20 protein-coding genes and 1 tRNA gene are annotated in these 23,642 nt (G+C 61.0%); 12 read left to right on the forward strand and 9 right to left on the reverse strand.

Features of this window, described 5'->3' with window-relative positions; genetic code table 11:
• Positions 1–4: 4 nt before the first annotated feature.
• Positions 5–1,741, reverse strand: a complete 1,737-nt coding sequence (locus SJY12_RS04225; protein ID WP_397506091.1) for an AmpG family muropeptide MFS transporter — start codon at positions 1,739–1,741, stop codon at positions 5–7.
• A 71-nt stretch (positions 1,742–1,812) separates the two neighbouring features.
• On the opposite strand from SJY12_RS04225, the gene SJY12_RS04230 reads away from it, so the two are divergent.
• From SJY12_RS04230 to rsmD, 3 genes are all read left to right on the forward strand, one after another.
• Positions 1,813–2,976: an aromatic ring-hydroxylating dioxygenase subunit alpha gene (locus tag SJY12_RS04230; RefSeq protein WP_397506092.1), complete on the forward strand. Its 1,164-nt coding sequence runs from the start codon at positions 1,813–1,815 to the stop codon at positions 2,974–2,976.
• A 101-nt stretch (positions 2,977–3,077) separates the two neighbouring features.
• Entirely contained in the window at positions 3,078–3,845 is a 768-nt protein-coding gene (locus SJY12_RS04235; protein WP_348345324.1) for a pseudouridine synthase, read from the forward strand.
• Entirely contained in the window at positions 3,842–4,387 is a 546-nt protein-coding gene (gene rsmD / locus SJY12_RS04240) for a 16S rRNA (guanine(966)-N(2))-methyltransferase RsmD (RefSeq protein ID WP_397506093.1), read from the forward strand. The genes SJY12_RS04235 and rsmD overlap by 4 nt, the downstream gene beginning before the upstream one ends.
• A gap of 142 nt (positions 4,388–4,529) precedes the next feature.
• Here rsmD and SJY12_RS04245 read toward each other — a convergent pair whose 3' ends face one another.
• Entirely contained in the window at positions 4,530–5,105 is a 576-nt protein-coding gene (locus tag SJY12_RS04245; protein ID WP_050601073.1) for a hypothetical protein, read from the reverse strand.
• Positions 5,106–5,231: 126 nt separating this feature from the next.
• On the opposite strand from SJY12_RS04245, the gene SJY12_RS04250 reads away from it, so the two are divergent.
• Positions 5,232–7,541 (forward strand): ATP-dependent helicase, encoded by a 2,310-nt coding sequence (locus tag SJY12_RS04250; RefSeq protein ID WP_397506094.1) that lies wholly within the window; start codon positions 5,232–5,234, stop codon positions 7,539–7,541.
• A gap of 36 nt (positions 7,542–7,577) precedes the next feature.
• Here the strand turns inward: SJY12_RS04250 and SJY12_RS04255 are convergent, their stop codons facing one another.
• Together SJY12_RS04255 and SJY12_RS04260 are read right to left on the reverse strand one after the other, a co-directional pair.
• Positions 7,578–8,996 (reverse strand): DEAD/DEAH box helicase, encoded by a 1,419-nt coding sequence (locus SJY12_RS04255; RefSeq protein WP_397506095.1) that lies wholly within the window; start codon positions 8,994–8,996, stop codon positions 7,578–7,580.
• 125 nt (positions 8,997–9,121) lie between these two features.
• Positions 9,122–9,685 (reverse strand): hypothetical protein, encoded by a 564-nt coding sequence (locus SJY12_RS04260; protein WP_397506096.1) that lies wholly within the window; start codon positions 9,683–9,685, stop codon positions 9,122–9,124.
• A 156-nt stretch (positions 9,686–9,841) separates the two neighbouring features.
• Between SJY12_RS04260 and SJY12_RS04265 the strand changes: the two genes are divergently transcribed.
• The 5 genes from SJY12_RS04265 to SJY12_RS04285 all read left to right on the forward strand — a co-directional run bounded on the left by SJY12_RS04265 (position 9,842) and on the right by SJY12_RS04285 (position 15,127).
• Entirely contained in the window at positions 9,842–11,290 is a 1,449-nt protein-coding gene (locus SJY12_RS04265; RefSeq protein ID WP_397506097.1) for an FAD-binding oxidoreductase, read from the forward strand.
• 68 nt (positions 11,291–11,358) lie between these two features.
• Entirely contained in the window at positions 11,359–12,147 is a 789-nt protein-coding gene (locus SJY12_RS04270) for a SapC family protein (protein ID WP_397506098.1), read from the forward strand.
• Between the two features lie 61 nt (positions 12,148–12,208).
• Positions 12,209–13,192: a hypothetical protein gene (locus tag SJY12_RS04275; protein ID WP_230833136.1), complete on the forward strand. Its 984-nt coding sequence runs from the start codon at positions 12,209–12,211 to the stop codon at positions 13,190–13,192.
• Between the two features lie 88 nt (positions 13,193–13,280).
• The gene (locus SJY12_RS04280; RefSeq protein WP_397506099.1) at positions 13,281–14,324 is read left to right on the forward strand and encodes a mannose-1-phosphate guanylyltransferase; all 1,044 of its coding nucleotides are present in this window, start codon (positions 13,281–13,283) and stop codon (positions 14,322–14,324) included.
• Complete coding sequence (locus tag SJY12_RS04285; RefSeq protein WP_397506100.1) at positions 14,321–15,127, forward strand: class I mannose-6-phosphate isomerase; 807 nt, start codon at positions 14,321–14,323, stop codon at positions 15,125–15,127. Before SJY12_RS04280 ends, SJY12_RS04285 begins: the two co-directional genes overlap by 4 nt.
• Before the next feature lie 204 nt (positions 15,128–15,331).
• Here SJY12_RS04285 and SJY12_RS04290 read toward each other — a convergent pair whose 3' ends face one another.
• On the reverse strand, positions 15,332–16,282 hold the full coding sequence (locus SJY12_RS04290; RefSeq protein ID WP_397506101.1) for an N-formylglutamate amidohydrolase: 951 nt from the start codon (positions 16,280–16,282) through the stop codon (positions 15,332–15,334).
• 177 nt (positions 16,283–16,459) lie between these two features.
• Here SJY12_RS04290 and cpdR point away from each other — a divergent pair, with 177 nt between their 5' ends.
• The 3 genes from cpdR (at position 16,460) to SJY12_RS04305 (ending at position 17,726) form a co-directional block, all read left to right on the forward strand.
• Positions 16,460–16,852 (forward strand): cell cycle two-component system response regulator CpdR, encoded by a 393-nt coding sequence (cpdR, locus tag SJY12_RS04295; protein WP_050601063.1) that lies wholly within the window; start codon positions 16,460–16,462, stop codon positions 16,850–16,852.
• Between the two features lie 78 nt (positions 16,853–16,930).
• Positions 16,931–17,005 (forward strand) — tRNA-Val (locus SJY12_RS04300).
• A 250-nt stretch (positions 17,006–17,255) separates the two neighbouring features.
• The gene (locus tag SJY12_RS04305; protein ID WP_397506102.1) at positions 17,256–17,726 is read left to right on the forward strand and encodes a hypothetical protein; all 471 of its coding nucleotides are present in this window, start codon (positions 17,256–17,258) and stop codon (positions 17,724–17,726) included.
• A 308-nt stretch (positions 17,727–18,034) separates the two neighbouring features.
• Here SJY12_RS04305 and SJY12_RS04310 read toward each other — a convergent pair whose 3' ends face one another.
• From SJY12_RS04310 to SJY12_RS04325, 4 genes are all read right to left on the reverse strand, one after another.
• Entirely contained in the window at positions 18,035–19,198 is a 1,164-nt protein-coding gene (locus SJY12_RS04310) for a hypothetical protein (protein ID WP_397506103.1), read from the reverse strand.
• 9 nt (positions 19,199–19,207) lie between these two features.
• Positions 19,208–21,346, reverse strand: a complete 2,139-nt coding sequence (locus tag SJY12_RS04315) for a GumC family protein (RefSeq protein WP_397506104.1) — start codon at positions 21,344–21,346, stop codon at positions 19,208–19,210.
• On the reverse strand, positions 21,343–22,068 hold the full coding sequence (locus SJY12_RS04320) for a polysaccharide biosynthesis/export family protein (RefSeq protein ID WP_397506105.1): 726 nt from the start codon (positions 22,066–22,068) through the stop codon (positions 21,343–21,345). Before SJY12_RS04320 ends, SJY12_RS04315 begins: the two co-directional genes overlap by 4 nt.
• Before the next feature lie 68 nt (positions 22,069–22,136).
• Complete coding sequence (locus SJY12_RS04325; protein WP_397506106.1) at positions 22,137–23,468, reverse strand: O-antigen ligase family protein; 1,332 nt, start codon at positions 23,466–23,468, stop codon at positions 22,137–22,139.
• Positions 23,469–23,642 lie beyond the last annotated feature (174 nt).

Below are 23,642 nucleotides of genomic sequence, written 5' to 3' on the forward strand. Positions count from 1 at the left end.
GGCGCTATTCCGCCGGGGCGACCGCCTGCCCCGCTTCGGGCGCGACCACGCCCGAATTGGCACGCGAGCGGCTTTCGCGATACCATTCGATGCAGACCAGCACCGCCGCCCCCAGTCCGATCCATGTGGTCAGGATGAAGACGTCGTAATAGCCCTGGTTTTCAATCATTTCGCCAAGGGCGCCGCGCCCCAGCGTGCCCACCAGCAGCGTCAGCGACGACAGCAGCGCATACTGCACCGCGCTGAACTTCTTCGAGACGATCGAGGAGAGCCATGCGATATAGGCGGCTCCGGCTATGCCGATCGCGAGGTTCTCGAACGCGATGGTGATGGTGAGCTTGGCAAGGTCCGCATCGCCGATGCCCGGTACCTGTTCGATCAGGTAGGTGAAACCGATCGCCCCGCTGAAGGCCTCCATATAATATCCGCCCACGGCCATATCCGCGTAAAGCAGGTTGGTCAGCGCGGCGAGTATCCCGCCGATCAGCAGCGTCGCCATCCGGCCGATGGTGGTCAGCAACAGGCCGCCGAGCGCGAGCCCTGCGATGATCGCCCCCACGCCGAAGAACTTCGACGCGAAAGCGACGTCGTCATTCGTGTAGTCGAGCTCCCCGAGATAGAAGGGATAGGCGAAAGTACCCCAGATCGCGTCGCAGATACGATAGGTCAGCACCACCGCCAGGATCAGCACCAGCGACCATCCCATCCGTCCCACGAATTCGACCAGCGGCAGCACCAGCGCGCGGTACAGGTGATCGAGGATGTAATTGCCGCCGCTGGCGGGTTCCTCGTTGGCTGTCAGCAGGTGTTCGCCGCGCCGCTTCTTCGAGGCGAGCCAGCCGGCGATCAGCGCGGGCAGGATGATGGTTGCCACGATGATCCACGGGCCGACATTGACCGTGAATTCGGTCGGGTTGGGCCGATCTTCGGGGGCGTAGGTCATCGACATGATCATGAACGTCAGGACGATGCCGATCGCCCCCGCCCACAGCAGCGCGACCAGCGCCAGCGCGCGATTGCGGATCGCGGGTTCGAGTTCCCCCGCATGACGCAGCGCGCGCACCTGCCGTTCGCTTTCGGTCGCCACATCCGCGGCGTTTTCGCTCGCATTGGGCGCCCACAGGCCGATGAAGCCCACGCCCAGCAGGATCGCCCCCATCAGCGCGTAGGTTTCGGGCCAGCCGATCCGCGCGGCAATGATCAGGCCGAGCGCCCCGCCCACCAGCGACGACAGCCGGTAGCCCATCTGGTAAACGGTGGAGAGAATGTCGATCGTCGCGCGCTCGTCGGCCACGTCGATCCGCCACGCATTGATCGCGATATCCTGTGTCGCGCTGGCGAACGCGCCGATTCCCGCCAGCAGGCTGAACCAGCCGAGCTGGGTACGCGGTTCCAGCACGCTCATCGTAATCAGGATCGCGCCCAGCACCAGCTGCATCGGCACGATCCACTGCTTGCGCCGTCCCAGCCGGCGCAGCACCGGTATGTTCACCTTGTCGATCAGCGGCGACCAGAGGAACTGGAAAGCATAGGCCAAACCGATGAGCGAGAAGATGCCCATCGTCTCGAGATCGACTTCGGCTTCGGTCAGCCAAGCGAACAGGGTGCCGAGGAACAGCGCGAAGGGCAGACCGCTGGCAAAACCGAACAGCAACATGAAGCCGGTCTTGCGATTGCCCAGCGCCATGCCGAGCGCGCGCCAGGCGGAAATCTTCTTCTTGTCTTCTGCGACCGCAGCCATTCGCTGGCATCCTTCCAATTCGGCGTGATTTTTGCGACACTAGCGGCGAGAGAGAGGGAGGAACAGGCGTCATGAGCGATGTCGACACCAAACAACCCGCGCATCGCCCGACCCGTGGCATGCTGGCCCTGGCCAGGGATATCGCCGAAGGTCGGCAGCGCGATGCCGGTAGTGCGACCACGGTGCCCGCAAGCGTCTATACCGATCCGGATTACTGGCAGCGAGAAAAGGCGGCGATCTACGACCGGCTGCCGCAGATCGTCTGCCCGTCGGCGCTGTTGCCCGATCCCGGCATGGCGCTGCCGCATGACGCCACCGGGCGCCCCTTGCTGGTGACCCGCGATGCATCGGGCATGGCGCATGTCTTCCTGAACGTCTGCCGGCACCGCGGCACGCGGCTGGTCGAAGGCAATGAGGTTCAGTGCACGAAAAGGCTGGTGTGCCCCTATCACGCATGGACCTATGCGGTGGACGGCCGTTTGCTGGCCCTGCCGCGGCCCGATACCTTCCCCGGGCTCGACAAGGGCGATTACGGCCTCGTGGAACTGCCCAGCCGCGAAACCGGTGGGCTGATCTGGTTCTCCCCTTGCGCAGACAGCGCGGATTTCGGTTTCGCGGACAAGATCGGCGAGGATTTCGACGCGCTCGGCATGGGCGAACACGTGCTGTTCCGCCGCAAGACGCACGAAGTGGCGGGGAACTGGAAACTGATCATGGATGCTTTCCTCGAAAGCTATCATGTCACCCGCCTGCATGCGCAGACGATCGGGCCGTTCTTCAAGGACGGCGCAACCAGCGGCGACATGATCGGACCGCATGCCCGCAGCGCGGTGGGCCGGCTCGAGGAAATGGACGGGGTCGATCTGGAGGACATGGCCGCGCTGCGCCGCGTGGTGACCTTTGCCTATCAGCTGCTGCCCGGCGCGCTGGTCATCCCCAGCCCGGACTACATCAATGTCATGGTGATGATGCCGCAGGCGCACGATCGCACGCTGGTAGAGGATTTCATGCTCATTCCCGAACATCCCAGGACCGACAAGGCCCGCAACCACTGGGAACGCAGCTGGGCCCTGCTCGACGGCGGGGTCTTCGCGGGCGAGGATTTCCGCGCCGCCGAACTCGGGCAACAGGGGCTGGCCACTGGCGCGGTGCCGCAGCTTACCCTCGGCACGCTCGAAGGGGGGATCCGCCGCTATCACGAGACCGTGGAAGAGGCGCTGCGCGCCGTGAACTGAACCCGGCGCGCGCATTTGGCGCGGTAGTCCGGGCACATCGCTAGCAGGTCGGCGGCGATCACCGCTTCCGCATGACGGGGGTTGTGTGTATTGGCGCGCGCATGGCCGATAACCGTTTACCAGAAGAAGGCGATCGGATCGCCAAGCTGCTCGCCCGTGCCGGCGTCGCCAGCCGCCGCGAAATCGAGCGCATGATCGCCGACGGGCGGATCGCGATCGATGGCAAGGTCCTCGACACGCCCGCAGTCAAGCTGGCGAATCTCAATGGCGTGACGGTCGATGGCAAGGCTGTCGGCCGGGCGGAGGCGGCGCGGCTGTTCGCGTTCCACAAGCCTTCGGGGCTGATCACCGCCGAACGCGATCCCCGCGGACGGCCCACCATTTACACCGCGCTGCGCAACGCCTTGCCCAAGGATGCGGGCCGCGTGATTCCCGTCGGCCGTCTCGACTTCACCACCGAAGGTCTGCTGATGCTGACCAATGATGGCGAACTGAAACGGGCGATGGAACTGCCCTCGTCGGGCATACCTCGTACTTACCGCGCGCGCGCCTTTGGCGACGTCACGCAGGCGCAACTCGACGAACTGATCGAAGGCGTCGAGATCGACGGCATTCGCTACGGCCGGATCGAGGCCGACCTCGAGCGCGGTTCGGGCAAGAATCGCTGGGTCGAAATGACGCTGACCGAAGGCAAGAACCGCGAAGTTCGCCGCGTGCTCGAACATCTCGGCCTGCAGGTGAATCGCCTGCTGCGGACCGCCTATGGCCCGTTCGAACTGGCCGACCTGCCGCGCGGGCAGGCAGTGGAAATTCGCCAGGCCGATGTCGAGCGGTTCCGCAAGCAACTCAGGCGCGGGGGCCAGCTTTGAGGATCATCGCAGGCGATTGGCGCGGCCGCAAACTCGTCGCGCCGCCGGGCGATCTGACCCGCCCCACTGCCGACCGGACGCGCGAAACGCTGTTCAACATGCTGGCCAGCCGCGTGGGCAGTTTCGACGGGCTGAGCGTGGTCGATCTTTTCGCCGGATCGGGCGCGCTGGGCTTGGAGGCTCTGTCGCGCGGTGCTGCATCCTGCCTGTTCGTCGAACAGGATGCGCGCGCGGTGGAGGCCATCCGCAAGAATATCGAGACGCTCGACGCACGTGCACGCAGCGTGGTCCAGCAAGGTTCCGTGCTCAGCCTCAGCCCTGCCAAGACGGCGCACGATTTGATCTTCCTCGATCCGCCCTACGATACGGGTGCCGGCCATGTCGCGCTCGACCGGCTCGCGCGGCTCGGCTGGATCGGGCCGGCGACCTGGGTCGCGCTCGAAACCGGCGCGAAGGAAGAAGGCGCTCTGCGGGCCTTCGATATCGTTGCCGAGCGAAAGACCGGCAAGGCGAAGATCACGTTGCTGCGCCTCGCGGCCTGAACCGCGCAGCCCGGCGGCGACAGGTTCGAAACCGGTACCAACCTCGCAGATCCCTGAGACGCGAAAAGGGCGGAACCGCCTTGGCGGTCCCACCCATTCGCTTCGCACCCTGCCCGCTGGCAGGACGCGCATTCAGTTCAGCTCACGACCCCGGCTTGGTTGCGGGAAGCTTCTGGGGGATCGTGCTGGCGGGCTGACCCGGCCAGTATTCGAGCGGGCGATTACCCGTCTTGTTCTTGGCCCAGCTGTTGATGCACCCATCCTGCTGCATGGCCGAACATACCGGCAGGTTTGCATTGTCGGCGGGGGTGTATTCGGGCGGAACCGACTGCGTCACCGCGTTGCTCACGAAGCGGGGCGACGTGGTCGCGCTCGACGATGCACTCGACGTAGTTGCCGGATTGCCATTCATCTGGGCAGCGATCTGGTTCCACGCCTGCATGCGCGTTGCCGGTTCCATTTCGTAGATGGCGACCCGCTGTTCGTCGGTCAGCACCCACCAGCCTTCGGTCTGCACGGGCGACAGCGTCCAGTAATATTCCTGAACGCCTGCGGGCCATGCATCATAAGCGGTCTGGCGATCGGCGGGCCACTGGTCATAGGCGGCTTCCTGCTCGGTGGACCAGCTGTAGCTTTCGCCCGACATGTGATCGTCGGCAGCAGCCGGAACAGCGGTAAAGGCAAGCGCTGCAGCGCCGGCGAGAATCAGATTACGCATAGGAGATTCCTCCATTTGTTTGGTGTGTACGGCTAACCTACGCAGCGCCCCGGTCATCGGTTCCGGCGCGCCCATGTGGCCGGGGCTTGTCTTGCGCCGCTTCGTTCCCTAGCTGTTCCGAACTCCATGACAGACCTCCCCACCCCGTCCGACGCGCCCGCAGATGCGCAGATTCCCGCCTATGCGGCGCGGTTGAATGCTCCCCAGCGCGAGGCGGTGCTGACCACCGAAGGCCCCGTCCTGATGCTCGCCGGGGCAGGTACCGGAAAGACAGCGGCGCTCACCGCACGGCTGGCACATCTCATCGCAACGCGGCGCGCATGGCCCAGCGAAATTCTTTGCGTCACCTTCACCAACAAGGCGGCGCGCGAAATGCGCGAACGCGTGGGCCGGCATATCGGCGATGCGGTTGAAGGGATGCCGTGGCTGGGCACGTTTCATTCGATCGGGGCACGAATGCTGCGCCGCCATGCCGAACTGGTCGGGCTGGAAAGCAATTACACGATCATCGACACGGACGACCAGATCCGCCTGCTCAAGCAGCTGATCCAGGAAAACGACGTCGACGAGAAACGCTGGCCGGCGCGGCAACTGGCCGGCCTGCTCGACCGGTGGAAGAATTGCGGGCTCAATCCCGGCGATCTCGATGCAGTCGAGAATGAAAGCTATGCCAACGGGCGCGGCGCCCAGTTCTACAAGCTCTATCAGGACCGGCTGAAGACGCTCAACGCCTGCGACTTCGGCGACCTCCTGCTTCACATACTGAACATCTTCCGCACGCATCACGACGTGCTCGCGCAATACCAGCAGCGCTTCAAATACATCCTCGTCGACGAATATCAGGACACCAACCAGGTCCAGTATCTCTGGCTGAGGCTGCTCGCTCAGGCGCGCAAGAATATCTGCGTGGTGGGGGACGACGACCAGTCGATCTATTCATGGCGCGGCGCAGAAGTCGCCAATATCCTCAAGTTCGAAAAGGATTTTCCCGGCGCGTCAGTGGTCAAGCTGGAACAGAACTACCGTTCGACGCCGCAAATCCTGGCGGCGGCCTCGGGCCTGATCAATGCCAATAGCGAACGCCTCGGCAAGACGCTGTGGACCGAACTGCCGCCCGGTGAGAAGGTGCGGATCATCGGCGTATGGGACGCGCCCGAGGAAGCGCGCCGCGTAGGCGAGGAGATCGAGCGGCTGGAAAGCGAGGGCGCACCGCTCGACCAGATCGCAATCTTGGTGCGCGCGCAGTACCAGACGCGGGAATTCGAAGACCGGTTTATCCAGATCGGCCTCAACTATCGCATCGTCGGCGGTTTCCGGTTCTACGAACGCGCCGAAATCCGCGATGCATTGGCCTATTTGCGCGTCATCGCGCAGCCGGCCGACGACCTCGCCTTCGAAAGGATCTACAACCAGCCCAAGCGTGGGCTCGGCGCGAAGACGCTCGAGGCGATGCGCCGTCATGCGCGCCAGCTGCAGATGCCGCTTGCCGCTGCCAGCTTAGACCTGTGCGATACCGACGAACTGCCTGCGCGGGCGCGGAACAACCTTGTCGCCTTGCTGGGCCAGTTCGTTCACTGGCGCGAACAGGCAGACAAGGTCACCCCGTCGGAACTGCTGCGCAGCGTGCTTGCGGAAAGCGGGTACGAAGACATGCTGCAGAAAGATCGCAGCGCCGAAAGCGCGGGGCGGCTCGAGAACCTCACCGAACTCGCGCGGGCGATGGAAGAATACGAGACGCTTGGCGATTTCCTCGAGCATGTCAGTCTGGTGATGGACAATGAACGCGCCGGCGATGGCGAGAAGGTCACCATAATGACCATGCACGCCGCCAAGGGGCTGGAATTCGACCACGTCTTCCTGCCCGGCTGGGAAGAAGGCGTATTCCCGAGCCAGCGCGCCATCGACGAGGGCGGCCTTGCAAGCCTCGAGGAAGAACGCCGGCTGGCCTATGTCGCAATTACACGCGCCAAGCGCCGTTGCACGATATTGCATGCAGCGAACCGCCGCATCTACGGCCAGTGGACAAGCTCGATCCCCAGCCGGTTCATCGATGACCTTCCCGAAGACTATATCACGTCCGAAACCACGATGACCGGCGGTGCCTCGCTCTGGCGGGCGAATTGGAGCGAGACCGACGACCCGTTCGCGCATGTCTCGACCAGCCGGCCGGACCGGTCCGGCAAGCGGGGTCCCGGTTGGCAAAGGGCGCTCTCGTCAGGTTATGACACGACGCCCAAGCGTCTGGCTGAACCGGGCCGCAGTGCGGCGAGCTTCGCGGCCAAGCCGCGCAGCGATATCGCGCTTGGCGCCCGCGTCTTCCATGACAAGTTCGGCTATGGCTGCGTGACCGCCCAGGAAGGCAACAAGCTGACGATAGAATTCGAGAAAGCAGGCGAGAAGCGCGTTCTCGACAGTTTCGTCAGCCTGGCCGACTGAGGATTATCGCCGGGCGCACGTACGCCCGGATCGCTATCAGGTCGCGGAAATATCCAGGAAACCGGGGCGCGGACCGTTCCATTCGCCCGCCGGGGCCGAACCGCCATCGTCGCCGCGCTGCTGGCGCCCTTCGCTCTTAGCCCGGGCCTTGCGCGCCGGCTTTTCGCGCGGTGCCTCGTCATCGTCCCGCTTCTTGCGAGCGCGCTTGGGCTTTTCTTCGGCGGCCGCTTCGGCGTCCGTGTCGGGCTTGGGCGAACGCTTGGGCTTTGCCGCGCGTTCGGGCTTGTCTTCGCGCGCTGGCTTGGGTTCGGCTGCCGTGTCGACCAGATCGACACGAACGTCCTTCTTGCCGAACACGGGCACTTCGGCGCCGGTCAGCTTCTCGACATTGGCGATCGCTTCGGCATCTTCTTCGGCCACTAGCGTAAAGGCGCGGCCCTTGGCCCCTGCCCTGCCCGTACGGCCGATCCGGTGGACGTAATCGTCCGGGTGCCAGGGCGTGTCGAAATTGAACACGTGGCTCACGCCTTTGACGTCGAGCCCGCGAGCCGCGACGTCCGAAGCGACGAGGATGTTGATTTCGCCCTGCTTGAAGCGTTCGAGTTCCTTCAGCCGGTTCGACTGGTCCATGTCGCCATGGATCTCACCACTGCGGAAGCCATAGCTCTGCAAACTCTTGTTGAGCTCGCGCACGGTGGTCTTGCGATTGGAGAAGATGATCGCGGTCTCGACGTGATCGTTTTCCAGCAGCCAGCGCAGCGTGTCGCGCTTCTGCCGTGCCTTTACCGGAACCTTGAACGCGGTGATGTCCTTGTTCGTGGTCGCCGCGCGGCTGACTTCGATCCGCTTCGGATTGTTGAGAAACTTCTTGGCGAGCTTCTCGATCGGTGGCGGCATGGTCGCCGAGAACAGCATCGTCTGCCGCGCTTCGGGCAGCTTGGAGCAGATGAATTCGATATCGGGGATGAACCCCATGTCGAGCATGCGATCGGCTTCGTCGATGACCAGCAATTCGCAGCCGTTGAGCAGGATCTTGCCCCGTTCGAAAAGATCCATAAGCCGGCCCGGCGTGGCGATCAGCACGTCGACGCCATCATTCAGCGCCTTGACCTGATCGCCCATCTGCACGCCGCCAATCAGCAGCGCGAGCTTGAGATCGTGGTTCTTGCCGTATTTCTCGAAGTTTTCGGCCACCTGGGCTGCGAGTTCGCGCGTTGGCGCGAGAATCAGCGAACGCGGCATCAGTGCGCGCCGCCGTCCGCTGGCCATGATGTCGATCATCGGCAGCACGAAGCTGGCAGTCTTGCCGGTGCCCGTCTGCGCGATTCCGATGATGTCTTTCATCATCAGGATCGGCGGAATCGCTTCGCGCTGGATGTCGGTCGGCTCTGTATAGCCGGCTTCGCTTACTGCTTTGAGCAAGTCTTCGGAAAGGCCGAGATCGGCGAAAGTCATGCGGTTAGAAACTGTCCCTGGAACATTGGCCTACAAGTCGCCGCGCGTCCGCAGCATTGGCTGGGCGCGCCATTCGCCGGAATCGGCCCAAAAGTCAAGAAATCCCGGCAGACCCGACGCGAATGTCAGTCCGCGACGGCGATCAATCGGCGGAAATCGGCAATCCGGCACTTCGCCCCGGCGCGCGACATCAACCGATCGCGGTTCACGCAGAGCTGCCCGTCGGGGCTGCGTTCGACATAGAAGCCGAGATAGAAATCGCGCGGGCTGCACGCCTTTTCGAGTTCGGCAGAGATGATCTGCCGGTCGCGCATATACATGACCAGCCGACTGCCCCGATCGGCCACGCCGACGATCTCGCCGGCATCGACGCATTCACCGTGGGGCCGCTCGACGACGCGCGGAGCGGTTTGGCGCGGCAATTGCGACAGGAACCCGCGGCGCGAATTGCCCGGTTGCGGCGTGATGCGCATGATCACGCGGCGCTCGATCCGCACCTGTCGGGCGATAGGGGCCTTCCCGGCGGATGCAGCATCGGATGACCATATCGAGCCCCGCCCCACCAGCGGCGCCGCGCCAAGCGGTGCTTCACTCGGAACGGCGGCCTGCCGGGGCACCCCATCGTCGCCGGCGCCCTGGGGCGAGCCCAATGCGATCAGCATGGCAGCGAGGGGAGAAAGCAGGGACATCGGTCGGGTTCGATCGCTCCTTGGCCGCGTGTTGGACACCATGCGGGTACGTCACGTGCTCGGTTGTACCCTCACGGTTGAATGCGGGCTTAATTGTTTGCTTTCGATTGGCAAGTGGTGGCAATCGGCCAGCGAATTGTGGCAGGAGGACATGCGATGACTGACGCCCAGACCTTCCACGAAGCCGCCGCTGGTCTCCTGGGGCCGCGCGGCTTTACCTGCGATCCCGACCTGCTCGATCCGTGGCTGACCGACTGGCGAGGCCGCTATACCGGCCGCGCGCTCGGTCTTGCTTCGCCGACCTCGACTGAAGAGGTCGCCCAGTTCGTCAGGCTTTGCGCGGAGCACGGTGTCCCAATCGTCGCGCAAGGCGGCAACAGCGGAATGTCGGGCGGGGCCACACCCGACGATACCGGCGATAGCGTTATCCTCTCGTTGCGGCGAATGACTGCAATCCGCCACCTCGAGAAGGACAGCATGCAAATCACGTGCGAGGCGGGCGTGATCCTCCAGACGCTGCACGAGGCCGCGGAGAAAGAAGGTTTGCGGTTCCCGCTCACGCTGGGCGGCAAGGGTTCGGCCACGGTCGGCGGCCTGATCTCGACCAATGCCGGGGGTACACAGGTCCTTCGCCATGGGACGATGCGGGCTCAGGTGCTCGGGATCGAGGCAGTGCTGGCGAACGGCGATGTGTTCTCCGGGCTCGTGCCCCTGAAGAAGGACAACCGCGGCTTCGACCTCAAGCAAGTGCTGATCGGCTCGGAAGGCACGCTGGGCATCGTTACGGCGGCCACCTTGCAGCTCGCCCCCGCGATCGGCGAGCGGCGCGTGGCGTGGGTCGGTCTCGCCGGCATTGCCCAGGCACGCCAACTGCTGATGCAGTGCGAACAGCAGGCCGGCGACGCGCTCGAGGGGTTCGAAGTCCTGCCGCGGCATTGCCTCAATGCGGTGCTGGCCTATCTGCCCGACACGCGCAGCCCGCTGGAAAGCGAGCACGCCTGGTACGCGTTGATCGAACTGGTCGCACCTGCAGGCGCCACCGACGGACTCGATACCCTGGTCGAGACGGTTTTCGAAACCGCGATGGAGCGCGAGCTGCTGGAAGACGCGGTCATCGCCGCCAACGAAAGCCAGGCCGAAAGCTTCTGGCACTTGCGCGAAAGCATTTCACCGGCGGAACGTGCGATCGGGCCCGCGATGCAGCACGACATCTCCGTTCCGGTGTCGCGCATGGCCGAATTCGTCGAGACGGTTTCGCCGCAGATCGAGACGCGCTTTCCCGGCACTCTGGTTGCGGGTTTCGGCCATCTAGGTGATGGCAATATCCATTATCATGTTCTCGCGCCCGAGGGCGCCGTTGCGGGCGAATGGGAAGAGCGCGAGGGCAAGGCCATCAGCGCCTTCGTCCATGACCGCGTCACCGAATATGGCGGATCGCTGAGCGCCGAGCACGGGATCGGGCAGATGAAGCGGGACGAACTGGGCCGGCTCGGCGATCCTGTCTCGCTCAGACTGATGCGCTCGATCAAGCAGGCGCTCGACCCTCAGGGGCTGTTCAACCCAGGCAAACTCGTACCGCTTGCGCCTGAGACGGCGAGGCCTTAAAGCCCGCGCTTCGCGCGCATATCCTCCCGGGGTGTGCTGCTCAATCCAATCGAATTTCGGAGAAATCCATGGCCAGCGCGCCGCAGCCCAACCTGCCCCTGTTCTTCAAAGACCTGATGCCGCTCAACAGCAAGGACCATGCGAACTATCGTTCGCGTCCGATGCCGAAGGCCCCTTGGCTGGCCAACCAGCACGCAGTGCCCCTGACGGTTGATGAATTCGTCCAGGCGCAGCGCGACCTGCCGATCGTTTTCTCGACTGGTCCGGATGCCGTTCCGCTCGCGCTGATGGGGCTCAACAACGGCGTAAACACTTTCGTCGATGACGAAGGTACGGTGACCGAACAGGTTTACATCCCCGCTTACGTCCGCCGCTACCCCTTCATGCTTGCACGGCTCAAGCCGGACAGCGACGAACTGTCGCTCTGCTTCGATCCCACCGCCGAGAATATCGGCGAATTCGAAGACGGCCAGCCGCTGTTCGAGAACGGGGAAGCCAGCGAAGGCACCAAGCAGATCCTCGAGTTCTGCGAGCAGTTCGAGCATGCCGGTCAGCGCACGCAGGCCTTCATGAAGGAACTCAAGGACCATGACCTGCTGATGGATGGCGAGATTTCCATCACGCAGCAGGGCAGCGACAAGCCCTTCATCTACCGTGGCTTCCAGATGATCAACCAGGACAAGCTGCGCGAACTTCGCGGTGACCAGCTGCGCAAATGGACCGAGAGCGGCCTGCTGCCCCTGATCTGGGCGCAGATCTTCTCGATGGACGTGATGCGCACGATTTTCGGGCGCCAGCTCCAGCAGGGCAAGGTTCCCCTGCCCGATGCTGCGACCGCCGGTGTCCCGACTGCATAATCATTCGAGTACGGGAGCGCGCACCACTCCGGCTCGCGCTCCCGTGCCTCGATTTGCGCGCATGCGCACGATAGTCGCCGCGCTCGCTCTGGGCATGGCCGGGAGCATGGCTTCGGCGGCTGCGGACGGTAGCGACCCGCCCGAACCTCTCGAAACCTTTCAGCGCAGCGAGGATCGGCTCTTCCGGGTCGGATACCGTCTGGCTACCGCGAACGCGGCATTCTGCGACCAGACGGTGAGGGTTTCCGGCCTCCTGATTCACGATGCAGGCAGTTACAGTGATCCCGCCGCAGTGCGCCGGCAGTTTGGGCTGCTCGGCGATATCGGCGTGCAGGCGGTTGCGCCGCTCTCTCCGGCTGACGCCGCAGGCATTCGGCAGAATGACACGATCCTCGCTATCGCTGGCCGCACGATCGAAACCGAATGGCCACTGACCGATCCCCGCTGGCAGCGTGTCACCGCGCTGCGGGACGTAATCGATGATGCGCTATCCCGGGGAACGCTGGATCTCTCCTTGAGCCGCGCCGAAACGCCGGCGCTGGCGGCTTCGATCACCGGGGTCCCGGCCTGCCCCACGCGGTTCGAGCTCGTTGATTCCAAGAGCAGCGCGGCGGCCGACGGCGAGCGTGTACTGGTCGGGGAAAACTTTCCGGGCCTCGCGTATGAAGAAGCGTCATTCGCGGCCGCGATAGCGCACGAAATGGCGCATAACATCCTGCGCCATCCGCAGACTTTCGCCGAAATCGGCTGGAAAAGGAAACTCGTCCGGCTCTCCGAGCGCGATGCCGACCGGCTAATGCCGTGGCTTCTGCACAATGCCGGCTACGATCCCGCAGCCGCGGTCCGTTTCATGCGGACCTGGGGCCCGAAGCATGGCGGCTGGATCTTCCGCAAGCGTACGCATGACGGCTGGGACGAACGCGTCGAATTCATCGAAGCCGAACTGGCGAAAATCGCCGAGGCTGCACAGTCCCACCCAGCGGGCCTGGCCGATTGGCAAACGGGCTTCGTTCCCGAACTGGAAATTCCGCACGAGGCGAATTAGCAATATCTCCTTGGCGTAAAGGCCTGGCTCCCCCTTTTCAGAGAACCTCGGGTCTGCCACATCAATCCCTTCCAATCGCGGGGAGGCGATGCGCGTGCCGACAATCGTACCTGTTGTCTTGTGCGGGGGCAGTGGAACCCGCCTATGGCCGCGAAGCCGTGCCAGCAAACCGAAGCCGTTTATTCCGCTGTTGGGTTCAAAAACACTCTTCGAAGCCACCCTTTCACGCTGCAAAGACCGGCATCTGTTTTCCGCTCCGATCGTGGTCATTGGCGAGCATCACCTTGAATTCGCCAAACCACAGGCAGCGGCGATCGCGCCAGATGCACAGTTCGTCGTCGAGCCGATGGGTCGCAATACAGCGCCGGCAATTGCTCTTGCAGCAATGGCCTTGGAGCCGCAGGAAATTATGCTGGTATGCCCGAGCGACCATCACATCGTCGATCCGCAGGCATTTCGGGACGCGGCAGGCGCAGCTGCGGAACTGGCGAGCGAAGATCACTTGGTGGCGTTCGGGATCGAAGCCACCGCGCCGGAAACCGGGTATGGCTACCTACACCGCGGCCCTCCCCTCGGCGCCGGGTACGAAGTGCAGAGTTTCGTCGAAAAGCCCGATCTGGCAACGGCGCTGGGTTTCCTGGCGGACGGTGGATACGCTTGGAATGGCGGCATTTTCGCTTTCAAGGCCGGAACCTACCTCAATGAGTTGGAAAAGCATCGACCGGAAATTGCTATGGCGGCTGCAGCAGCCCTTGAAAAGGGCGTGAGATCCGGCAGTGACATCCGCCCCGACGCCGATTGCTTTGCAACGATCTCTGCGGAGTCAGTCGACTACGCGGTTATGGAGAACACCGGCCGCGCCGCGATGATCGATGTTTCCATGGGGTGGTCCGACATCGGCAATTGGGATGCGCTCTTGCGCGAACGAAACCCCGCCAACGAGCCGAACGTCGTCGTCGGACCCGGTGAGATCCTGGGCGCGACAGGTTCCATGATCGACAGCGACGGTCCGCATGTCACGTTAATCGGCGCGGACGACACCGTGGTGGTTGTCGACGGCGACGATGTTCTTGTCGTGGCGCGCAACGCTGCCCAACGGATCGGCGAGGCAAGCCGTTGCAGGAATTCATGATCCAGAAGCTCCGAACCCGGTTCGTCGAAAAAGTATGGGGTGTTTCGCGACTTCCGCCGCTGTTTGGTCACTCGTTTCAGAAACCAATTGGAGAGGTCTGGTTCGAACCGACACGCGATCTAGACCAGCTCTTGGCGAAATACATTTTTGCCAGCGAAAGACTGTCGGTTCAGGCTCACCCCACGAATGAGCAGGCACGAGCATTGGGCCTCGGCACCACTGGAAAAAGCGAATGCTGGGTCATCACTCATGCCGAACCGGGCGCGAGGATTGCGGCCGGGTTTCGCGAAAAGATCAGTGCTGAGCACATGCAAGCGGCCGCGCTGGATGGTAGCATTATCGATCTGCTCGACTGGCACAAAGTCTATCCGGGAGATGCATTCTATATCCCGGGCGGCACCGTCCACGCCATTGGCGGCGGGGTGAGTCTTATCGAGGTGCAACAGAACAACGATATTACCTTTCGCCTGTTCGACTACGGCCGGCCACGCGAACTCCATCTCGACCGCGGCGTCGAAATCGCTGACACAGCCCCATACCCGGCTTCGCTGCGCAGCAGAATCGATGGTGACGCCGGCCAACTTGTCGACGGGCCGCATTTCGACCTGTTCTACTGGCGCTGCAGCGGCGAAGCGCCCTTCCCTGGGCTTGCCGATCACCCGGCTTTATTCATTCCCTTCTCGGGAACGGTCGCCATAGGAAAGGAAGACTTGGCCGTTGGCGAATGCGCTGTTGTTCACGGTCCGCGCTCAGATATGCTGCACGGCGATGCGCTGCTGTTGATCGCGCAGCCAAGGCGCTGACCCGCCCCGGCGACGGCCTCCTGATCCTGCGCTCAACCGTGACGCTTTCACGGCAGGCCGCCTCTTGAAACCAAAACCGCCCGAACCCATTTTTCCTGTGCCGGACGACGCTTTCCCTCATCGCTCGTCCGGTAATGCACGCGAGTGCATTCCTCCCTGAACCTTGGCCACCCTGCGCACTTGCGTGGGGTGGTTTTTTCTGGGTCATTCCGCAGCTTGCGCCGCGACGCCGGAGTTGCCCATCAGCGCCGCCTCGGTGCCGAGCGTGCGTATCAGGCCCGACAGGAGCTTCGCGATTGCCCCTGCCCGCACGCTTGGTTGGTCCAAGCGTGCATCGAGATAGGTACTGCGACAGACCTCGATCTGGATCGCATGAATACCGCGTGCCGTCTGTCCGTAGCGGTCGAGAACATATCCTCCCGCATAGGGCCGGTTGTGCGCCACCCGGCGGCCGTTGTTCGCCAAATACCTGATCGCAAGATCGACCAGCCCCGGTTCGCACGACGCGCCGAACCGATCGCCGATTACGAACTCGGCCGGCTGATCGTGCGGATGCGCTTTGGGCAAGGGCGGCATGGAATGCAGATCGATAAGCAGCGCCGTGCCCCACCGGTCGCGCAAGCGCTCGAGTTCATGGCTCAGAGCCGCATGGTAGGGATGATAGATCCCCGCGATCCAGCTATCGAGCTCGCTCCGATCGAGCGCTCGCCGCCAGATTTCGCCCATACCCGGAAGCCGCCGGGGCACCAGCCCGAGCCCATTGCGTGAACGCCGGTTGGCAAGCGAATGACGTGTCATGCGCGGCTTGGGCCCGCGAACCATGCCCCAATCGATATCGTCCGCCGACCGGTTGAGGTCGATCATCGCTCGGGGTGCATCGGCCAGCAGAAGACTGGTTTGCGTCGTCTCGGCTGCAGGCAGGGCAAGCGCATCGACATGGCGGTCTTCCAGGCGCAGGCTGGCGCGTTCGGGCTGGCGTAGCGCTGCGAGCAAAAAAGCAGGATAGCACCGTCCGCTATGCGGCACCGCGATCAGAACCGGTAACTGCCCCCCTTCCCGCTGCCACAGGCGGTATGATGGCCCGTCGTTCTCCGGGATGCGTCCGCCCGTAAGGGGCTGGAGGCGCTCCTGCGCTGCTGCCGACGTATGTACCATCACCCCACGTTCGTGCGATCGCGGCGATTAGGCAAGCGCGGAATTTCGACGCTGTCGGGCACTCGTCCCCGATAAACTGTCAGGACGTGCCCGAAGCCACCATCTCGCCCCGGCGCCGTTAACAATACTCGTTTCCGATACATGGTTTTTTAAAGCTCGTGCGTTATGCACGCATCCATGAATGCAACACCGAACCAGCGAATCCTGCTTGCCGAGGATGACGATGCGATGCGCGTCTATCTCGAACGCGCGCTCGTCAATGCCGGCTACGCCGTCGATGCGGTCGATCGCGGAACCGAGGCCCTCCCGTTGCTGAAGGAGACGGGCTACGATCTGCTGCTGTCAGATATCGTCATGCCCGAGATGGACGGCATCGAACTCGCGCAGCGTTGCAACGAGATCAGCCCCGACACCAAGGTCATGTTCATTACCGGTTTCGCGGCCGTGACACTGAAGGCCAGCCGCGAGCAGCCGAACGCCAAGGTGCTGTCCAAACCGTTCCATCTACGCGACCTCGTTCTCGAGGTTGAACGGGTCCTCGACGACCGCATCAGCGCCCAGTTTCAATAAGTCGACAATAGGCCCTTGCGCGGCTTTCCCAGGCTCGCTAAAGGGCCGGCCTGCCCCGCAAAGGGGCGCCGTTGGTGCGGGCGTATAGCTCAGTGGTAGAGCACTATGTTGACATCGTAGGGGTCGCAAGTTCAATCCTTGCTACGCCCACCATCGAAGCCTCCAGAGGCATATAAAAGCCCGCCGGAAACGGCGGGCTTTTTTGTTGCGCACTGAGATGCTGCTGTTCAGTCTGGTGGGCCTATGTCGGCCGATAAACAACAGTGAACATCAAGTAGACCGGATTTCGAGTTGATCACTCGCCTAGGCCTCACTCAGCGAGCGATTGGCTTGCTGCGCCTGCAACGTAAACGATTGCGATAATTCAGTAAATCGACGATGGGTTCGTTTCGAGAGACGGACCATGGAGAAAGATCAGGGAATGACAAGCGAACGACAGGCCGCGGCAAATCGGCGCAACGCGCAACTAAGCACCGGCCCTCGAACTCCCGAGGGACGAGCGATCAGCAGTCGCAACTCGCATCAGCACGGTGTTCTTAGTCAACGGGTCACTACCGACGTAGAAGAGAATGAAATCTACGAACGCATGCTAAACAGTCTCATGGAAGAGTATGGCCCACGTTCGAAAACGCAAATCCTACTTGTTGAAAGGCTTGCGAACTTGTTCTGGCGAGAACGCTGGTTAATCCAAACAGAGCGAAGTCAATTATCGTTGCAGCAAGACGATGTCTTTGCGGCGGCGAAAGCGAAGGACCAGTCGCTCACTTTGACAGATCAATTGCTGATTGGTCGTTATCAGACGATGCTAACGAACCAAATCAACATAACTATAGCGCAGATAGGAAGGTTGCTGCAAAGAGATGCCGCTGATTAGAATGGAATATCAATGACATTTGGATCTTAAAATACTTCTTCGAGATCCGTTCATTCCCGTATATAATTTGCCAACGATCAGATTTTACTTCGTATGTGCAACCTAGAGGGCGTCGGGGGAATGGTTCCAACCGTCCCATCTTGTTGGTCTAGAGTAGACCTCTGTCGTGAGGCTTACTTCTTAATTAAGGCAACTCCAAGGCTCGTCCTGCCGGCTGCCAGTTTATAGGGTTCGCGGGGTTATGTCGACATTAGGTGTAGGAGCAGCGCGATCTGTGGAATGGATAACAGCTCACGCGCTCTTAAGATTTACCGCCGCACAACTTCAACCGCTTCGATATTTTCGTTGAGGGCTGAACGGCCGCTCCAAGCTCGCGCTTTCAGGGCGATTTCAATGAAAGCGCAATCGGAAGGCAGGCTGTCGATCCGATATCCATTTCCCTGCTGAGCCAGATTGGCCTCGAATATCGTATCTCCTTGCCCGGCACATTTAACCACGACATCGATATCTGGCAAAGCGCCCTGAGATCCAATGCTATGGTCGACGATGATCGAAAACGGCGTCCCAGGTGCGCGCATCAGGCGACTAGCGACGACGCCGCCCTTGCCCGGCTTGACCGAGATTTCTAGCTCTTTGCCGTTTAGGCTAGGCTGTGCGCGCAATCCAGCTTCATCCGTCAGGCTCCAATCGAAAGGCGGATAATCATTTAACCACGCTCCAACTGCGTCGGTTGCGTCTGAACCGGCGATCCTTTGATATAGCGAGTAGGCCGTAGCAACGTCGCCTTCGCGTACCAGACTACGCAACAACGTCTGGTCGGTAGCTTCGTCCTCAAACGACATCTGGCCGCGCAACTCCGCCAAGTTGCCCAAAGCTGATGGCTGGGTTGCAGCAAAGCGGAAGAAGCGCCCATGCCATTCCGAAGACCCGTCGAGAATATTGGCAAACTCGTCAATTGCGCCCTCTTGCGCGAAGACATTGATAAGAACCGGGAAAAGCTCGTTGTACTGGCTCGGTTTCACACGAAGGATGCGATCGAGCGACGCGATCGCCGCGGGGTAATCCGCATCGGTAACCTGCTGCTGCAAGACCACCGCCTGAAGACGAGGCTCGCGCCGGTTCAAAGCCAAGGCCGCATCGAGGATCTGCCTTCGCTTTTCCGGGTCATCCTCAGCAAGCGCAAGAATTGCATGTGCCTTGGGCACCAAGGGTTCCAGGCGATAGGCTTCGAGAGCCCACGGCAGGGCCGCCTTTGCTCCCTCCTCAGGCGAGCCGGTCGCGTCGGTCGTAGCCAGAAATATCGCAGACGCGATGTTCTCGTGGGCCAGTCCGTTGAGCGGGAACGCCGCGATAGCCGTGTCGGGCGCCTTCTTCGTTAGTGCGATCCCCGCGGACTGCGCACCAAGCGCAGCCGCGAGCACCGCCCCAAGCGCGATTGAGACACCGAGGCGAAGAGGACGAGCGACCTTCATTGCGCAGCCTTATGCCGGTTCTGCGTCACGCTCTTCACCATAGCCATAGCCGTAACCGTAGCCATAGCCGTAGCCATAGCCGTAAGCCGAATTGTTCTGGCTGACCTTGGTGACGATCGCGCCATAGACCTTCGCACCCGAACGCTGGAGACGACCGAGCGCGTTCTCGATCCCGCGCAGCTTGATCCGTTCGGTCTGGATCACGAAGATCACACCATCGACTGCCTTGGACATTTCGATCGCGTCGGCGAGTGCAAGCATTGGCGCACCGTCGATCAGCACTTGGTCGTATTGACCCCGCGCCGCTTCGATGATCTGCGAAAAGCGGTCACCCGCTAGCAGCTCAACAGGGTTCGGTGGCGTTCGTCCCATGGGCAAGAAGTCGAAGCCGAAGTCCTCGAGATGGATAATCTCCGAAGCCATATTGCCCTGCTGATTGGCTAGCAGCGGGACAAGGCCACCCTTGTCGTAGTCATGAAGCTTAAGTGTATCGCGCAGTTTGGAGTTCCGTAAATCCGCATCGATCAGCAGAACCTTCTTGCCCAATTGTGCAAAGCTGGTGGCGACACCAAGCGCCGAGATACTCTTTCCTTCGGACGGCACCGAGGAAGTGAACATAAGCACCTTCGGCGCCCCATCCTGAGTTAGGAAGTTCAGGTTGGTTCTGACCGTCGTATAAGCCTCGTTGATATGTGAAGAGCGCTCCGCAATACGATCGACCATCGCACCTTCGGTATTGCGCGGAATTGCACCCAATAGCGCAAGGTGAAGTCGCCGGCGAACATCTTCAGGATCTTTCAGGGTCTGACTAAGGACGACCTTCAGATAGACCACCGCCGCTGCTATAAACAAGCTCGCCAACAGAGAAACCAAAACATTCTGGATCAGTGATGGAGCATAGGGGCTCACGGGGGTGTCGGCGAGATCGATGATCTGAATATTATTCTGGCCAGCCCCCGACGCCTCAAGCTCCTTGAAGCGTTGGAGAAGGGCATCATAAATCTCTCGGTTGGTGTCGACCTCCCGCTTAAGAATGCCATAGCGGATCCCTTGGCCTTGCTGCCCCAGGAAACGTTGCTTGACTGCCTCAACTTGCTGGCGAAGCTCGGCTTCTCTGATTCTTGCCGAGCGCAGAAGGGATCTAGCACCCACGGAAACCGCGGACCGCAGCGAATTGACTTCCGCTTGCTTCTCTTGGACTTCGGGATAGTCGGGCCCGAAGTTTGCGCGCAGGACAGCTAGCTCAGCTTCCACTTCGCTTAATTTGGTCAGCAACTCGTTGCGCGGATCGGAACTTGGGAAATTGCCTCCCACGACTGCAGCCTGAGCGCTAATCCTGTCCGCCACTGCCGCCGCCAATGCGGTGTTAAGAGCCTGCAGGTCGGCACCTACGAGTGTTTGCCCAGCGCTTTCCGACCCTGTCTCACCCCCAGCATTCAAAACCAGAATTTCGTTCGCGTTCGCGTATTCGACAAGTTCTTGTTCCGAATCTGCAAGCCGCTCCCTTAATTCCGCAATCTGGCTCTGGAGGAAATCTCGAGCCTCGATATTGGCACCGAAGCGCTTCTCGTAGTTCGCAGCCACAAACTCCTGAACCCACAGATTGGCGATTTCAGCCGAGAGCCCCGCGTCTGGACTGGAGAACTTCACATCGACCAAGCTTGATTGATTGATTGGATCAATACTGACGTTGTCGAACAGCGTTTCCTCAATGGCATTTTCGATTCGCGGCTCATCCTCAATCGAGAATGCATTTCGAAATCTCTCATCACGAGGCAGATTTCCCGCGTCCATCACGCGTGTAGCCATGAATTTGGAAACGAGGAGTTTATACTGCGTATTCAAATACTGCAGTTCAGAAATTTGGCCCTCAGCCTCCAGTAAATCAAGGTTGGTTACATCGGCGGTGACTTGCGAAACCTCGAGACGTGCACTTGCTTGATAAAGAGGCGTCGATAAGAGCGTCACTAGAACGCCGAGCACCAATCCCAATGCCACAATGCCAGCAAGCCAATACTTGAGGCCCATCGCCTCATGCCAATAGCGCTCGAGATCTAGCGCGATCGAGTTGTCTCGGCCGTGCTCTTCAGGCGGCAGGCCGCTGTCGCCTCCGCCAGAAGACGATTGGTCAAATTTCAAGGTATTCAACGTCCGATCCGATCAATCAAAATTGCAGAGGTCGATAGCAGCGGTGCGAACCTGAGAATCGCATCAACGCGTCTACGACTAGGAGAGTCCCCCACTACGACGATATCGTTCGGGTAGACGGTGGGGTCCGGGTAATTTCCGCGCTGGATGCCCTGAATGTTATAAGCCCCAATGTAGCGCTGCCCACCGACGGTTCTAAGAACCAAGACATCATCGAGCTTCGCGTACTCAGCCAACCCTCCTGCCTGATTGACCACTCGCAAAAGGGATTGACGCCCGAGAACGGGGTATTCGCCAGGCTTATTTACCTGCCCCCCAACGGATACGGTCGGGAGCGGTATCTCCTCGGGAAGGACACGGACCTGTGGATTCAACAAATAGCGACCGCGTAGATAATCCGCGATTAAGTCCGCCGCATCGCTTGGCGCCAGCCCCCCTAGATTAATGAGACCAATCAGCGGGAAAGCGACGCGCCCCTCTCCATCTGTAAGATACTTTCCGCTCAGGCGTTCGGCGCCCACAACCTCGATCTCAAGCAACTCTTGAGGCCCGATAACATAGAGGTTTTCGACCCTCGGCGGAGGAAGTTCATCTAACTCGGCCACCTCGACCCCGGATGCTGCGCCGTAGCTCCGGTCGGTAGCGCAAGCGGATAGGGCAAGTAGGAGAACCAAGCCACTTAGTGCATTTCTAAAATTCTTCACCGCATTCAGTCTCTTCATGACGCGCGCTTTAGCGCAACTTTCGATCGAATAAAGCCGGACTTCGGGCCACGGCCCAGCGCCGACTATCATGTGATATTCTTGTCACGCGCATCCCGGGACAGCGCGATCAGGAAGAAGATCGTCGACACTTGGAAAACAGGAGTTCGCAGCGGATAGTCAACAAGTGACGCACCGCCAATGATCGCGAATAAAGTGGCCCAGAAAATCACCGAAACCCACCCGAGACTTGAGCCCGTCAGGGTGACGACATTTTTTGCCATCCAACCAATCACAGCAACAAGAAGCAGTCCTCCCGCCACACCACCCTCGATAATTAGTTGGAGCCAGTCGTTATGCGCCTGATTGATGTACTTGGCCATCAAAAGAGAACGCGGCTCAAAAACCTGGTAGACCTGTTCAAAGGAACCAAACCCGGTGCCGATCAGCCAGTGAACGCTCAACATTTCCGCTAAAATGGGCCACACCGACCAACGTAGATCTGCTAGCGGGTCGCGAGCAAAAATGTCTGCGAACGCAGGAGCGCGACCTAACGCTACAAAAATAACGACCAAACCACTCAAAACGGCAAAAGGCACTAATATGATTGCGCGCGGATTTCGCTCCAACCAGCGACGCATCTTCCCAGACCCCCGTCGCCGACGCGACGGCCTCTGCGCCATGGAAACCATCAGAAGGGTGGCCATAAGCGACCCAAGCGCAGCCACGAATCCCGCCCGTGAACCGGTAATCAGCGCGATGGAAAAAATCAGGAAGAATGCGGCTATGTACGCTATTTGCCACCATCTAGCCTCGCCAGCCAATCGAGCCCTCATCGAGAGAAAAGCCACCACCAACATTGAACATGCGGCAAATATGGCAGCGTGGTTTTCATTGGCGAATAGTCCAACTGCGCCGCCAGCGTTCGTCACCTCATAAAAGTAAAGTAAGGTGTACCGCCCCCCGAGAATCTGCGCCAGACCTAATATCGCATTTAACAATCCCAGAGCCGCAACGGCTTGTAACAGCGGGCGTGAGGTCCGCGTAAAAGCAAAAGTCAGTGTCAAAGCAGCGCAGGGGACAATCAGACTTCCAATCGCGTTCCAAGTGCGCATAGGCGCGAGCGTAATGGGCCTCCACTCAGCAGTGAGTCCAACTACGGAATCCAATTCGACAACCATCTGCTGGCCTAGCAGCTCGCTCCAAACCTGAATCGGCAGGGGCACGAGCTGAATGGCCATCAGCATCACCAGTGCCAGAAAAAGATAGGCAAGAGCTCGCTCCGTCGTGCCCCTCCCCGAAGCCAAGAAGTAACACCCTGTCACGGCAAACAGCGCGGAGACGGTTCGCAAGGGAAGAATCTGAAAGGCATCGTACCGCGATGCTCCGCCTGTGAAGGCCACGAGGACGATGAACGACAACCATACGAACACTCCCCCGCGGGCTAATTCAACGCCCGAACCGTGCGCGCTTCTGTAACCAACCATCATTTCGAGACCCAATCCGGCTGCAGACCGAGTGCGGCCTATGACCCATTTCCAACAGGCGCAATTGGAAATTCCAAGGCGGTACAGACCTGTCCACAATTCATCCGC

Origin of the sequence: Qipengyuania sp. R86523 (genome assembly GCF_044596365.1) — a bacterium.
Taxonomy (GTDB): Bacteria; Pseudomonadota; Alphaproteobacteria; order Sphingomonadales; family Sphingomonadaceae; genus Qipengyuania; species Qipengyuania citrea.

Excerpts from the sequence above, each read along its gene's own strand:
- SJY12_RS04225 (WP_397506091.1), bottom strand. The coding sequence starts at position 1,741 with ATGGCTGCGGTCGCAGAAGACAAGAAGAAGATTTCCGCCTGGCGCGCG.
- SJY12_RS04230 (WP_397506092.1), top strand. The coding sequence starts at position 1,813 with ATGAGCGATGTCGACACCAAACAACCCGCGCATCGCCCGACCCGTGGC.
- SJY12_RS04235 (WP_348345324.1), top strand. The coding sequence starts at position 3,078 with ATGGCCGATAACCGTTTACCAGAAGAAGGCGATCGGATCGCCAAGCTG.
- SJY12_RS04245 (WP_050601073.1), bottom strand. The coding sequence starts at position 5,105 with ATGCGTAATCTGATTCTCGCCGGCGCTGCAGCGCTTGCCTTTACCGCT.
- SJY12_RS04250 (WP_397506094.1), top strand. The coding sequence starts at position 5,232 with ATGACAGACCTCCCCACCCCGTCCGACGCGCCCGCAGATGCGCAGATT.
- SJY12_RS04255 (WP_397506095.1), bottom strand. The coding sequence starts at position 8,996 with ATGACTTTCGCCGATCTCGGCCTTTCCGAAGACTTGCTCAAAGCAGTA.
- SJY12_RS04260 (WP_397506096.1), bottom strand. The coding sequence starts at position 9,685 with ATGTCCCTGCTTTCTCCCCTCGCTGCCATGCTGATCGCATTGGGCTCG.
- SJY12_RS04265 (WP_397506097.1), top strand. The coding sequence starts at position 9,842 with ATGACTGACGCCCAGACCTTCCACGAAGCCGCCGCTGGTCTCCTGGGG.
- SJY12_RS04270 (WP_397506098.1), top strand. The coding sequence starts at position 11,359 with ATGGCCAGCGCGCCGCAGCCCAACCTGCCCCTGTTCTTCAAAGACCTG.
- SJY12_RS04275 (WP_230833136.1), top strand. The coding sequence starts at position 12,209 with ATGCGCACGATAGTCGCCGCGCTCGCTCTGGGCATGGCCGGGAGCATG.
- SJY12_RS04280 (WP_397506099.1), top strand. The coding sequence starts at position 13,281 with ATGCGCGTGCCGACAATCGTACCTGTTGTCTTGTGCGGGGGCAGTGGA.
- SJY12_RS04285 (WP_397506100.1), top strand. The coding sequence starts at position 14,321 with ATGATCCAGAAGCTCCGAACCCGGTTCGTCGAAAAAGTATGGGGTGTT.
- SJY12_RS04290 (WP_397506101.1), bottom strand. The coding sequence starts at position 16,282 with ATGGTACATACGTCGGCAGCAGCGCAGGAGCGCCTCCAGCCCCTTACG.
- cpdR (WP_050601063.1), top strand. The coding sequence starts at position 16,460 with ATGAATGCAACACCGAACCAGCGAATCCTGCTTGCCGAGGATGACGAT.
- SJY12_RS04305 (WP_397506102.1), top strand. The coding sequence starts at position 17,256 with ATGGAGAAAGATCAGGGAATGACAAGCGAACGACAGGCCGCGGCAAAT.
- SJY12_RS04310 (WP_397506103.1), bottom strand. The coding sequence starts at position 19,198 with ATGAAGGTCGCTCGTCCTCTTCGCCTCGGTGTCTCAATCGCGCTTGGG.
- SJY12_RS04320 (WP_397506105.1), bottom strand. The coding sequence starts at position 22,068 with ATGAAGAGACTGAATGCGGTGAAGAATTTTAGAAATGCACTAAGTGGC.